The 13,014-nt window shown below is 46.4% G+C and carries 11 protein-coding genes; all 11 read left to right on the forward strand.

Going from position 1 to position 13,014, the window contains the following annotated elements; translation table 11 throughout:
- Nucleotides 1–118 precede the first annotated feature (118 nt).
- Complete coding sequence (locus tag KH180_RS01250; RefSeq protein WP_290755612.1) at nucleotides 119–1,582, forward strand: GntR family transcriptional regulator; 1,464 nt, start codon at nucleotides 119–121, stop codon at nucleotides 1,580–1,582.
- A gap of 96 nt (nucleotides 1,583–1,678) precedes the next feature.
- Nucleotides 1,679–2,992, forward strand: a complete 1,314-nt coding sequence (locus tag KH180_RS01255) for an O-acetylhomoserine aminocarboxypropyltransferase/cysteine synthase family protein (protein ID WP_290755614.1) — start codon at nucleotides 1,679–1,681, stop codon at nucleotides 2,990–2,992.
- 130 nt (nucleotides 2,993–3,122) lie between these two features.
- Nucleotides 3,123–4,019: a methylenetetrahydrofolate reductase [NAD(P)H] gene (metF, locus tag KH180_RS01260; protein ID WP_290755616.1), complete on the forward strand. Its 897-nt coding sequence runs from the start codon at nucleotides 3,123–3,125 to the stop codon at nucleotides 4,017–4,019.
- Nucleotides 4,012–4,638 (forward strand): vitamin B12 dependent-methionine synthase activation domain-containing protein, encoded by a 627-nt coding sequence (locus tag KH180_RS01265; RefSeq protein WP_290755618.1) that lies wholly within the window; start codon nucleotides 4,012–4,014, stop codon nucleotides 4,636–4,638. Before metF ends, KH180_RS01265 begins: the two co-directional genes overlap by 8 nt.
- Entirely contained in the window at nucleotides 4,629–6,983 is a 2,355-nt protein-coding gene (locus KH180_RS01270; RefSeq protein ID WP_290755620.1) for a homocysteine S-methyltransferase family protein, read from the forward strand. The genes KH180_RS01265 and KH180_RS01270 overlap by 10 nt, the downstream gene beginning before the upstream one ends.
- A 21-nt stretch (nucleotides 6,984–7,004) precedes the next feature.
- Nucleotides 7,005–7,712, forward strand: coding sequence for an AzlC family ABC transporter permease (locus tag KH180_RS01275; RefSeq protein WP_290755622.1), 708 nt, complete (start codon nucleotides 7,005–7,007; stop codon nucleotides 7,710–7,712).
- Nucleotides 7,709–8,032, forward strand: a complete 324-nt coding sequence (locus KH180_RS01280) for a branched-chain amino acid transporter permease (RefSeq protein WP_330624254.1) — start codon at nucleotides 7,709–7,711, stop codon at nucleotides 8,030–8,032. The genes KH180_RS01275 and KH180_RS01280 overlap by 4 nt, the downstream gene beginning before the upstream one ends.
- Before the next feature lie 181 nt (nucleotides 8,033–8,213).
- Nucleotides 8,214–9,083 carry a class II fructose-1,6-bisphosphate aldolase gene (fba, locus tag KH180_RS01285; protein ID WP_290755623.1) on the forward strand — a complete coding sequence of 290 codons (870 nt, stop codon included), beginning with the start codon at nucleotides 8,214–8,216 and terminating at the stop codon, nucleotides 9,081–9,083.
- A 146-nt stretch (nucleotides 9,084–9,229) separates the two neighbouring features.
- Nucleotides 9,230–10,612: a sensor histidine kinase gene (locus KH180_RS01290; RefSeq protein WP_290755624.1), complete on the forward strand. Its 1,383-nt coding sequence runs from the start codon at nucleotides 9,230–9,232 to the stop codon at nucleotides 10,610–10,612.
- Nucleotides 10,609–11,295 carry a response regulator transcription factor gene (locus KH180_RS01295; RefSeq protein ID WP_290755625.1) on the forward strand — a complete coding sequence of 229 codons (687 nt, stop codon included), beginning with the start codon at nucleotides 10,609–10,611 and terminating at the stop codon, nucleotides 11,293–11,295. Before KH180_RS01290 ends, KH180_RS01295 begins: the two co-directional genes overlap by 4 nt.
- 148 nt (nucleotides 11,296–11,443) lie before the next feature.
- On the forward strand, nucleotides 11,444–13,014 hold a 1,571-nt coding region (locus tag KH180_RS01300; protein ID WP_330624256.1), incomplete at its 3' end, for a GLUG motif-containing protein.

Below are 13,014 nucleotides of genomic sequence, written 5' to 3' on the forward strand. Positions count from 1 at the left end.
AATATCATTGTCCTGCAGGTCCAGCAATAGATAATCTGTGTACGTATACAAATAGCTTGTTGGAATTTTTTGATTATTGTATAATTTATAGAGATCAGCCAAAGGGGAGGCAGAATGTATGAAACAAAAGCAGACCTTGTTTGACTATGTATACGGGAATTTAAAAGAGCAGATTCTTTCCGGGCGTCTGCAGTATGGGGAAAAGCTTCCGTCCATGAACAGTCTGTCTGAATTTTATCATGTGGGTATCCGCACGGTGAAGGATGTGCTGCACCTTTTGAGAGAAGAAGGCTATATCCGGACAGAGGAAAGAAAGGCCGCAGTCGTCGTCTACCGGCAGGCAGGAAAGGATACAGCAGTCCGGTCTGTGCTGGGGAGGAAATCCTCCATCATTGCGGTCTATCAGACGATTCTGGTTCTTGTGCCGCCTCTGCTGTCATTCTGTGCCCGGAGGTACAGCAAAAATGAGCTGAGCCAGATGTTCGCCGGGAATCTGTGGTCTAAAAAACGAAGTCCGCAAGAACTGGGGCGTATTTGTGTCAGCTGTATCTATGAACTGCTGGATCATTCAAAAAATCTGTTGTTCCGTGACTTATTTGCCAGTCTTGAAATATATGCCAGAATGCCGTTTTTTCAAAATTATGATCATTTTGCAGAGTTGGTGCTGGAATATAATGAATTTCACAGTATTCAATGGGTGCTGGAAGCGTTTACAGAACATGAACCGTCAGAAATTGTTTCGAGGTTCCGCAGAATGTTTCATTCTGTGGTTCCGGCTGTGTGCCAATTTATGGAGGAACTGTCCGGGGATTATGGGGAGATAACCGAAAATCCATCCTGCGCTTACTGTTGGACAGCTGAATGCGGGAGAGACCATTATTATATGCAGATTGCCCGTGATCTCATAGATAAAATTGGTACAGGCAGTTACAAAGAAGGATCCTTTCTTCCGTCAGAGTCACAGCTGGCCAGGCAGTACGGCGTCTGTGTTTCAACGGTCAGGAATGCACTTTTCATGCTGAATGATCTGGGATTCGGCCGGACGATGAATGCAAAAGGGACGAAGGTCCTCCTGCAGGATGAAGATGCGGCTGTGCAGTGTCTGAAGAACAAAACCTTCAGACGGGATACGATGATCTATCTGAGCGGACTTCAGCTTATGGCAATCGCAATAAAACCGGCTGCAGCCATGGCTTTTGACAAGATCGGGGAACATAAGATACAGGAACTTAAGGAACACACAAAAAATCCTGATTATATTCTGCTCGACGGGCTGGTCCGCTGTGTGACCGGTCATCTGGAGCTTTCTCCGTTAAAGAGCATTCTGAAGGAGACAGGAAAGCTGCTGCACTGGGGATATTATTTTTCTTTTTTCGGCGGAATATCAGGCTCCGATCTGCTCGCAGCCAAGAGTCTGGCAGCTCTTGAAAAATTGGAATGCGGAAGTGCGGCAGAGTTTGGAGAGCATATGTCACATTGTTTTTGCCATATTCTTGATTTTGTGAGGGACCGCATGGTGGAGTTTGGTTTATCTGAGGCAGCAGGGCTGATAAGTCCGTGCAGTCCTGATACAGGAAAATGAAGAATATTCCAATTTCCTATTGACTTTCTATGGAATTATCTATATAATACAACACAATAATTCATAGTAATCATATAGGAAATAAGGAGAAGCGCCATGTATCAGAAAAAATCCAGAAATGAAAGAAATTTAAAATTTGAGACATTACAGCTGCACGTCGGACAGGAACAGGCGGATCCCGCAACGGACGCCAGGGCTGTTCCAATTTATCAGACGTCTTCCTATGTGTTCCACAGCAGTGAACATGCGGAGGCAAGATTCAATCTGAGTGATGCGGGGAATATTTATGGAAGGCTCACAAATCCCACACAGGATGTGTTTGAAAAGCGTGTGGCCGCTTTAGAGGGAGGAACGGCGGCACTTGCCACGGCATCCGGTGCGGCGGCTATTACATATACTTTTCAGAACCTTGCCCACAGCGGAGACCATATCGTTGCGGCAAAAAATATTTATGGGGGAAGTTACAATCTTTTGGCTCATACACTGCCGGAATTCGGGGTAGAGACAACGTTTGTGGATATTTTTGAGGAAGGGGCAGTGGAAGCAGCTATTAAGGAAAATACAAAGGCTGTGTTTATTGAAACCCTGGGTAACCCGCACTCAGATGTGGCGGACATTGAAAAGCTTGCCAAGATCGCCCACAGCCATAAGATTCCTCTGGTTATTGACAATACGTTCGGAACACCTTATCTGATACGTCCCATTGAGTTCGGAGCTGATATCGTCGTGCATTCTGCGACGAAGTTTATCGGCGGCCACGGCACCGCAATCGGAGGGGTCATCGTTGACAGCGGAAATTTTGACTGGGAGGCATCCGGAAAGTTCCCGTCCCTGACAGAACCCAATGCAAGCTATCACGGCATCAGCTTTACCCAGGCTGCCGGAAAAACAGCGTTTGTCACAAGGATACGGGCGGTCCTTCTGAGGGATATGGGAGCGGCATTGTCGCCGTTCCACGCATTTTTGTTCCTGCAGGGGCTGGAGACATTGTCTCTGAGAGTAGAAAGGCATGTGCAGAATGCGCTGAAAACAGTCGCATTTTTGAATGGGCATCCTCAGGTGGAAGCAGTGCATCACCCGTCCGTAACCGGAGATGCAGAGCAGAAAGCATTGTATCAAAAGTATTTTCCAAACGGGGGAGGATCGATCTTTACATTTGAGATCAAGGGGGATGCACAGACAGCCAAAGCATTTATAGACAATCTGGAGATCTTTTCGCTGCTTGCCAATGTAGCTGATGTGAAGTCTCTGGCCATTCATCCGGCATCTACAACTCATTCGCAGCTGAATGAGGAAGAACTGAATGAACAGGGATTAAAGCCGAATACCATAAGGCTTTCTATCGGAACAGAGAATATAGACGATATTTTGGAAGATTTAAGTGAGGCATTTAAGGCAGTCAAAAAATAGAGTCTCTCTGAGCAGACAGCATCCGGCCAGGCTTATGAAAGCCTGCCGGACGCTGTTTTTTCTATATAGACAGGGAAAATCTAACATGATAAAATTGCTTTAATGTATTACAGGAATAAAGGAGAAACAGATGAAGATATCAGAACTATTAAAAGAAAAAGCCACCATTTCCTTTGAGGTATTCCCGCCTAAGAATAAAGAAGGGGATATTTCTTCCATCTACTATACGATTGAAGAACTTGCCAAACTCAATCCTGATTTTATCAGTGTTACATATGGGGCCGGCGGGTCTTCCAAGGGAAAAACCGTGGAGATTGCATCCGCTATAAAGAATCAATATCAAATTGAGTCTGTAGCCCATCTGAGCTGCATTACCTCAGCAAAAGAAGATATCCTTACAGAGTGCAGGGCTCTTAAGGAACATAATGTAGACAATATTTTATCGCTGAGAGGGGACTATCCGGCGGGGGAAGAGGAAAAATACCGGGATATGAATCTGGAATTTCACTATGCCAGTGAACTGAATGAATTTATAAGGGAGAATTTCGGAGATTCCTTCTGTCTTTCCGGTGCATGCTATCCTGAGGTCCATCAGGAAGCTGACTGTTTCCGGGATGACCTGGAGGCGCTGAAAAAGAAAGTGGACGCGGGGGCAGAGTATCTGATCACCCAGATATTTTTTGACAACAGCTATTACTACCGTCTGGTGAAGGAGGCGAGGAAGATAGGGATCACTGTTCCGATTCTTGCAGGGATTATGCCTGTCACCAATGCTAAATCTCTTCTGCGCACGGCCAAGCTCTGCGGCTGTTCCATTCCGTTTCAGCTTTCCACAATGATCGAAACTTATTATAATTATCCGGAGGCTATGAAAGAGATTGGGATCAATTATGCTGCCCACCAGATCATAGATCTGATTACAAACGGGGTGGACGGCATCCATATTTATACGATGAACAAACCGGAGATCGCACAGAGGATTTTTGCAAATATCCCGACAGTTTTAAAAGAGCTGAACCATGATTAAAGAGACAGCGCTGAAATATCTGGGACATACAGGACAGGAGATCACAGAAGAACTGCATATTCTTCTGGAAGATTGTATACAGGAAGTAAAGCAGGTCTCCCAGCCCAAGGCTGTCACGCGCAGATTTGAATTGGATGAACATCCGCTCAGAATCAAAGAGCTTGATCTGTTTCTTCCGGGAGAACAGATAAAAGATGCATTTTCTCAGTGCAGCCATTGTCTTCTCATCGGAGTCACTCTTGGCGTTATGCTGGAGCGCAGGATTAAATATTACGAAAAGAGCAATATGACCAGAGCGGCTGTCATGGATGCAGTGAGCAGCGCTTATCTGGAAGAATACTGCGATGAGTATGAAGAAGGGCTGGGATATCCGAACAGGACTTACCGCCTTTGTCCCGGATATGGAGATATTCCGCTTTCATTTAACCGGGAGATCGCAAGAGTCCTTGATATCGGAAAAAATCTTGGGATCACACTTACCCCGGATAATCTGATGATCCCCCAAAAGTCCATGCTTGGGGTCATCGGAATCGGAGCGCCGGAGAGAAAGAAACAGTGCGGACAGTGTGTGATGAAGGAAGACTGCCCGTTTAGAAAGAGAGGCCAAAGATGCTATTAGACAGAATCGGAAAAGACTTATTGATATTTGACGGGGCCATGGGAACTCAGCTGCAGGATGCAGGGCTGAAAGCCGGTGATATCCCTGAAGAATTAAATATAGAGCGGCCGGAGCTGATCAGATCCATCCATGAAAAATATCTGCATGCAGGTGCGGATTTTATTACAACCAATACCTTTGGATGCAATGAACTGAAGATGCAGGAGTCGAAATACAGCTATAAGGACATGCTGAGAGCTGCTGTGGCCAATGCAAAAGAGGCAAGAAAGAACGCAGGGCGGGAACAGGATGCCTATGTTGTTTTGGATATCGGACCTATCGGACAGCTGTTGGAGCCAATGGGGACACTTACGTTTGATGAAGCGTACAATATGATCCTGTCACAGGTAGAAACAGTAAAAGATGACGTGGATGCAGTCCTGTTTGAGACGATGAGTGATCTGTATGAGGTGAAGGCCGGTATTCTGGCGGTAAAAGAAAATACATCCCTTCCGGTTTTTGTGACGATGACCTTTGAGCAGAACGGGCGTACTTTATCCGGAAATGATCCTGTCACTTTTGTGAACACAGTGCAGGGCCTGAAGGCAGATGTGCTGGGTGTCAACTGCTCCCTCGGACCTGCGGAGCTCGGTCCGATCATAGAGCAGATACTGAGTGTATCCTCCGTACCTGTGATGATTCAGCCGAATGCAGGACTTCCGTGCCTGGAACACGGGGAGACTCATTACCATGTGACCAGCGGTGAATATGCAGAGCTGATGCAGGGATACTTGAAGGACGGTGTTTCCATCGCAGGCGGGTGCTGCGGCACCACCCCGGAATTTATCCGGAAATTAAAAGCGCAGGCCCCAAGAAAGGCATCCCCGAGAGAGATTAAAAAGAAAACGAGAGTATCCAGTCAGACAAAAACAGTTACCTTTGGAGACCGTGTTATTGTCTGCGGAGAACGCCTGAATCCGACCGGAAAGAAAAAGCTGAAACTTGCCCTGAAAGAAGAACGGTATGATGAGCTGGTGACAGAGGCTATTAAACAGGATGAAGCCGGAGCTGATGTGCTGGATGTAAATGTGGGCCTTCCGGGCATTGATGAACCTGCCACTATGAAGCATGTGGTAAAACTGCTTCAGGAAGTAATTACGCTTCCTCTGCAGATTGACAGCTCCAGTGCCGACGCTATTGAACAGGCGTGCAGGTATTATAACGGCAAACCGCTGATTAATTCTGTCAACGGTAAAGATGAAGTCATGGAAGCAATTTTTCCGATCGTAAAAAAATACGGGGGCGTGGTGATCGGACTGACTTTGGATGAGGGGATTCCTTTAAAAGCAAAAGAAAGATTTGCCATTGCCAAAAAGATCATTGCAAAAGCGGCGGAGTACGGCATCGGAAAAGAAGATATTATTATCGACTGTCTGACACTGACGGCTTCCGCCCAGCAAAAAGAAGTCAAAGAGACATTAAGGGCCATCGAGATGGTAAAGGAACTGGGAGTCCATACGGTTCTGGGTGTTTCCAATGTATCCTTCGGCCTGCCGAACCGCCCGCTCTTAAACCGCACATTTCTTGCGCTGGCCATGCAGGCAGGGCTGGATCTTCCGATCATCAATCCTCTGGACAGGGAACTGATGGGAACCATTGATGCATTCCATGTGCTGTTTTATAAAGATATCGACAGTGAAGATTACATCCGGAGCCAGTCCGATGCAGTCCAGGAAAAGACACAGGCTAAGACAGAGTTTTCCCTGCATGATATTATCATCCATGGGCTGAAAGATGAGGTGGAAGCCAAGACCAGAGAACAGCTTGAGAAGAAAGAAGCCCTGGAACTGATCAATGAGGTTATCATTCCTGCCCTGAATGTGGTTGGAAAGGACTATGAAACCGGAAAGATCTTTCTTCCGCAGCTGATCCAGTCGGCAGAGACTACAAAAAAGGCGTTTGAGGTGGTTAAGCAGTGCTTCAGTACCGGTGCAGAAGAAGAAAAAGGGCCGGTGGTGATGGCTACCGTGGAGGGAGATATCCACGACATCGGTAAAAATATTGTAAAAGTGGTATTGGAGAGCTATGGGTACCGGATTATTGATCTGGGCAAGGACGTAAAGGTTGAAAAAGTGGTGGAGGCATGGCACAAGTACCGCCCCAAGGCAATCGGGCTGAGTGCTCTTATGACTACAACGGTGCTTTCCATGGAGATGACGATTCAGAGACTCAGGGAAGAACAGTGTACCTGCCCGATCTGGGTAGGAGGAGCTGTGCTCACAGAAGATATTGCGAAGAATATCGGAGCAGATTATTACGCCGAGGACGCCATGGCGTCGGTGGCGATACTTGAAAAAATAATTTAGGGCTGATTAGGAGAAGTACCAGTGAATGATATCAGGCATAAGACAAAAGAAAATTTCAAATATGCTGCAGCAAAATCCATTCCGGTCTTTTTCGGATACATATTTTTGGGGATTGCCTTTGGGATCCTCATGGAAAAGGCAGGATACGGGCCTCTTTGGACACTGGCAGCCAGCCTGTTTATCTATGCCGGATCCATGCAGTTTGTTTTAGTATCTTTTCTGACAGCCGGAGCTCCTCTGGGACTTGCAGCGCTGACCACTCTGTTTATCAATGGAAGGCATATCTTTTATGGCCTGTCTTTTGTAGAACGATTTAAAAAAATGGGGATATATTACCCTTATATGGTGTTTTCTCTGACCGATGAGACCTACTCTGTTCTTTGTTCATGTGAGGAAGAAAGGGTAGAGCAGGAGCCCAGAATTTTATTCTGGATTGCGGCTCTGGATCAGTGCTATTGGGCAGCGGGCTCTTTCATCGGGGCTCTGGCCGGAGGGCTGCTCCCATTTGATTTCAAGGGGATCGAATTTTCTATGACCGCATTATTTCTGGTGATCTTTCTGGACCAGTGGAAGAGTTCAAAAGAGCACAGCCCGGCTATAGCGGGACTGGCTGCGGCATCTTTCTTTTTAGTCCTGCTGGGGCCTGACCGGTTTCTGCTGCCTGCGCTGCTTATGATTGCAGCACTGATGTGCCTTGGTTTTATCAGAGAGGAGAGGAAAAGATCTTGAACGATACTGTTTACAAAATATGCATCATGGCAGTGGTGGCAGGTGTCACTCTTTTTACCAGGATTCTTCCTTTTGCATTATTCGGAGGGAAAAAGGGTATGCCTAAAATGATCGGATACCTGGGCAAAGTACTTCCGGCGGCTATCATCGCCGCATTGGTTGTGTACTGCTTTAAAGAACTGGCCGTACAGCCGGCCGCAGAAAAACTGTATAGTCTTGCAGCCGGGGCAGCCGTTGTATTCCTGCATATTTGGAAGCGGAATACTCTGCTCAGCATTGCAGGCGGAACTATCATTTATATGCTGCTTATACGGATTTAAGGAATACAGGACCGGGATTGGAAACAGGAAAAGAACCGGCAGGAATAATGCAGTAAATTTCTGCGGAAACAGCTGTTTTTTTTGGAAGCCCTGTGACTTGCGCAACTTGGGCAAATAGGATATAATAAGTGTGATGTGAAAAAAATAACAATTCATGTAAAAGAATTATGGAGGATTTATCATGTTAGTATCAGCAAAAGAGATGTTGACTAAGGCAAAAGCCGGACAGTATGCTGTCGGTCAGTTTAACATCAACAATCTGGAGTGGACAAAAGCAATCTTATTGGCAGCAGAAGAGACAAGATCTCCGGTGATCTTAGGTGTTTCTGAAGGCGCTGGAAAATATATGACAGGATATAAGACAGTGGTTGGAATGGTAAACGGAATGTTAGAAGGATTAAATATTTCTGTACCGGTTGCCCTTCACTTAGACCATGGTTCTTACGAAGGATGCAAGGCATGTATCGAAGCAGGATTTTCATCTGTTATGTTTGACGGATCACACTATCCGATCGAAGAGAATGTAGAAAAGACTACAGAACTTGTGAAAGTAACAAGAGGAAAAGGAATGTCCATCGAAGCTGAAGTAGGTTCTATCGGCGGAGAAGAAGACGGTGTCATCGGAAAAGGTGAGTGTGCGGATCCTGAAGAGTGTAAAGCAGTTGCTGACTTAGGTGTCACAATGCTTGCAGCAGGAATCGGAAATATTCACGGAAAATATCCGGAAAACTGGGAAGGCTTAAGCTTTGAGACATTAGATGCAATCCAGAAGCTGACAGGGGACATGCCGTTAGTTCTGCACGGCGGTACAGGAATCCCTGATGACATGATCAAACAGGCGATCTCTCTCGGAGTTGCTAAGATCAATGTCAACACAGAGTGCCAGTTAGCATTTGCTGAAGCTACACGCGGATATATTGAAGCCGGCAAGGATCAGGAAGGAAAGGGATTTGACCCTCGTAAATTACTTGCTCCTGGTACAGATGCAATCAAAGACATGGTGATCACCAAGATCAAATTATTCGGTTCTGAAGGAAAAGCAGACGAATAAGAAGCAGCATATAATTTCATAAAAAGAATAAATCCATGGATGTGTAACATATATACTGTCCATGGATTTTTTTCTATGCAGAAAAAAAGATACAAGGTATAATATTAGAGAGAAAATCGGCAGAACAGTGAAAAAGGGGGCAGGATATGAAAACAGGAAGTACAGAGATGTGGATGGAATGGTTCTGGTGCGTACTGCAGTTTGTAGGCCCCATGCTGCTGCGTTACTTTCCGTTCCGAAAGAAGCTTAAGATTCCTATATGGGCTCTTGCTGCCATCACAGCTGCTGTATGGGGAGGAATCGCATTAAGCCTTATGATATTTGGATACTCGCCGAACTATTCCATGAACTTGTACTGCAGCATTGCTATCCTGATTTTTTTCCCGCTGTCCTGCATTATTATCCAGGATAGGTTTGTCAAACACTTTTTCGTATATCTGATGTCATATAACCTGATGACGGTCAGTATTGGAATTTCCCATTTTACTATGGAGCATTTGGGCGGCGGCCTGCTGACAGCCAATATAGCGACGCTGCTGTTTTATCCGGCAGTTTATCCTTTTATTATACGTTTTCTGCGCCGGGATCTGGAGCCGGTGATGGATGTCAGCGGGACAAAAGTCTGGAATATTGCATGGGTGCCGATGCTTCTGTACTATCTGCTGATTGCTGTGGCTACCCCTGGAATTCTGAATGCCCAGCGCCTGAGTTATGTAGTAATCCGTACACTTCTTGGTATCTGCAGTGCAGTTACCTGTGTTATCCTGGTGATCTGTCTGCGGCATGCCAGAGAGCAGGCGGCAAAGGAAGAGGCACTGGCCCGCGTACAGGATTTAGCAGACATGAAGGAAGAATTTCTGCACAATCTTTCCCATGAACTTCAGGCACCGATTACGGTTATATCCGGTTTTGCCCAGCTCACAGGAAGTATGATGGAGGACAGTGAGATCGACAGGGCAGCTGTGACGGACAATATGAGACGGGTGGACGGCGAGGCCGGAAGAATGGAACGGCTGGTGCTGCAGCTTCTGGATGCCGCCGCCATAGAAAACGGAAGTTTCATTCTGCACCGTCAGGCCATGGATATGGCAGAGCTTATAGACACGGCGGCCTGTGTACATTTTCCGGTGATGGACAGCCGCCGCAATACTGTGTCTGTGGAAGTACCTTCCGGACTGCCGGACGTATACGGTGACAGAGAGCGCCTGTTACAGGTACTGCTGAATCTGGTGTCCAATGCAGTGAAGCACACAGAGCGAGGGAGTGTCATTTTATCTGCAAAGGCAGTAGACTGTGCCGTGGAAGTGACAGTGAAAGACAGCGGGGAGGGAATCCGCCCTGATCTGCTTTCTGATCTGTTCCAGAGGTATCCTCAAAACAGAGCAGCGGGCGGCAATGGACTGGGGCTGTATATTTGTGCGCAGATTGTTGAGGCACACGGAGGCAGAATTACGGCCAAGAGTGAACCTGGTTTGGGGACTGAGGTGAGGTTCACTGTTCCGGTTATGGAGAAGGAGGCGGCAGAATGAACAGAGAGAATCCAGTCATACTGATGGTAGAAGATAATGAGCATGTGATGGAGCTGAACCGGTCGGTACTGGTGCGGGGAGGCGGCACGGTGCTGACTGCAGAAGATCTGACATCTGCACGGATGATATTGAAAGAACATCCGGCCATTGACATTGTGGTGATGGATATCCTTCTTCCGGACGGCAATGGCCTGAGTTTCATACCAGAACTTAGGGAATTTACATCAGCTCCGGTTCTTATGCTGACGAGCAGACGAAATTATGAGGACATGGTACAGGGGCTGACCGGCGGTGCAGATGATTATATGACAAAACCATACCGGATTACAGAACTTCTGGCCCGGATCGCGGCTCTGCTTCAAAGGAGGGAGACGACATTTGTGTCTTCTGAACTAAAAAGGGGCCCGCTTGTGCTGGACACAGTGGCTCAGAAGGCATTTCTCCATGGGGAAGACATTCTGCTTAAGCCGCGGGAGTACGCTGTGCTGCTGTATCTGATCCGCAACGAAGGAGATGATATTTCATCAAAACAGCTCTATGAAACAGTGTGGAAACTGCCCGAGCTGGGTGACGCGGGGGCAGTGAAAACAGTGGTATCCCGGCTCAGAAAAAAGCTGGAGGGAAGCGGTTATACGATCACTTCGGAGAGAGGAAGAGGATACTGTTTTCAGAAGAAAAAATAAGGTTGCAAATTGGCAACCTTCGAGCTTTTATACACAAAGTTATAGTATAATAGAAACAGGGGATGAGAGACCCCGAAAAACAGGAAGCTGATATGGCTTTCTGTTTTTTCATTTCATACAGCAGTTCAGCAAAAAAGGAGGAAGCGTTATGAGAAAAATACAAAAGTTTCAGTCAATATTGGCCGTCTGTATATCTCTGTGTCTGGGAATCGGGGGGGGGTGGAAGGAACCGCTGAAGAAGGTCCGGGCCGCACAGAAGGAAGCCAGGTATCTGACAGAAATTGAAGTGAATGCAGAGGTAAAAGATTCATACTCAGACTCTGGGAAATATGATCAGAACTTCTACAAAAAAATAGATTCAGAGTATGGGACAAACTATACTTCATCAGCGCAGCCGTTGGTCATCTCCAATGAAGGCGAACTGGCTGCTTTTGCAAAAGCGGTGAATGACGGAAAAAGTTTTGAAGGAAAGTATATAAAATTGATGAAGGACATGGATCTGAAAGGGGACATGCCTTCCGTGCAGAAAATTGTATCCGGAAATAAATATAAACTGGTTATCGGAAATCTATCCGGACAGGCAGCACAAAAAATCTCAAATGTATGGAATCCTGTTGGGACTTGGAAGAACCCTTTTAAAGGGAGCTTTGACGGAAACAATAAAAAATTGAAAGGTATGGTTGTTTTAAGCGAGAGCAGCGATCAAGATTATTCTGGATTTTTTGGATCTGTTTCGGAAGAGAGTATTAAAAATTTGAATATTGAAAAAGGATGTGTGATTTCTAAACATGAAGTGAGTTTTCCAAATGCAGGAGGCCTTGTAGGAAAAAACTCTAAAGGAACAGTTAATAATTGTTACTTTTCGGGGATTGTGGCAGCAAGCACGGGCCGTGGTTTACCATCCATAGGAGGCCTGGCAGGGCATAATGACGGAACAATAGAAAACAGCGGTTCATCAGCAGAAGTATTTTGTTATAATACGGATACTTCAATGTCTAATTCCTGGGGAGGAGGCCTGACGGGATATAACAACGGGGGGATCATAAGGAACTGCCGTGCCACGGGAGATGTGGCTGTATGGTCTGAAGTATTATCTATCGCCGGAGGTTTGACAGCTTATAACAGCAGGGGGACGATTGAAAAAAGTTATGCAGCGGGAGATATATCTTCTTATACCTTTAATAGTACAAAGGTACTTGCAGGAGGACTGGTGGCTGAAAATTATGGACCGCTTAAGAGCTGTCTCGCCACAGGAAATGTAGCTGCGGCAATCGATTATTCAGGTACGAATAAGTCTGTTTCCTATGCAGGAGGATTGACAGGAGAGAATATATATGCAACAGGAAAGATTGAGGAAAGCTGTGCCACGGGCAATGTTTCGTCCCTTAATTCTGATACAACGACTGCATACGGAGGAGGCCTTGTCGGATCAAATAACCAAAAGGCACAGATCAAAAACAGCTGTGCTGCGGGAAGTGTATCAGGAGCTTCCTACGGCGGAGGGCTGGCAGGAGAGAACAAAGATGATTCTTCTGTGATAGAGAACAGTTATGCTGTGGGAGACGTATCAGCTCTGAACGCAGGAGGACTGGTATCCCGTCAAGAAGGGGGAACAATAAGTGGCTGCTACAGGAACTCCAAAGCCAGGGTTGCAGTATCCGGGGATCTGAATCAGGAGGGGAATGCCGTGACGCCGGAACAGATGACCGGCACCGGAAT

The organism is Anaerostipes sp. (genome assembly GCF_018381315.1).
In the GTDB taxonomy this organism is placed as follows: Bacteria; Bacillota; Clostridia; order Lachnospirales; family Lachnospiraceae; genus Anaerostipes.

Bases quoted from the DNA above. Each gene is read 5' to 3' on its own strand.
- KH180_RS01270 (WP_290755620.1), top strand. From the start codon at position 4,629: ATGCTATTAGACAGAATCGGAAAAGACTTATTGATATTTGACGGGGCC.
- KH180_RS01295 (WP_290755625.1), top strand. From the start codon at position 10,609: ATGAACAGAGAGAATCCAGTCATACTGATGGTAGAAGATAATGAGCAT.
- KH180_RS01290 (WP_290755624.1), top strand. From the start codon at position 9,230: ATGAAAACAGGAAGTACAGAGATGTGGATGGAATGGTTCTGGTGCGTA.
- metF (WP_290755616.1), top strand. From the start codon at position 3,123: ATGAAGATATCAGAACTATTAAAAGAAAAAGCCACCATTTCCTTTGAG.
- KH180_RS01265 (WP_290755618.1), top strand. From the start codon at position 4,012: ATGATTAAAGAGACAGCGCTGAAATATCTGGGACATACAGGACAGGAG.
- fba (WP_290755623.1), top strand. From the start codon at position 8,214: ATGTTAGTATCAGCAAAAGAGATGTTGACTAAGGCAAAAGCCGGACAG.
- KH180_RS01255 (WP_290755614.1), top strand. From the start codon at position 1,679: ATGTATCAGAAAAAATCCAGAAATGAAAGAAATTTAAAATTTGAGACA.
- KH180_RS01250 (WP_290755612.1), top strand. From the start codon at position 119: ATGAAACAAAAGCAGACCTTGTTTGACTATGTATACGGGAATTTAAAA.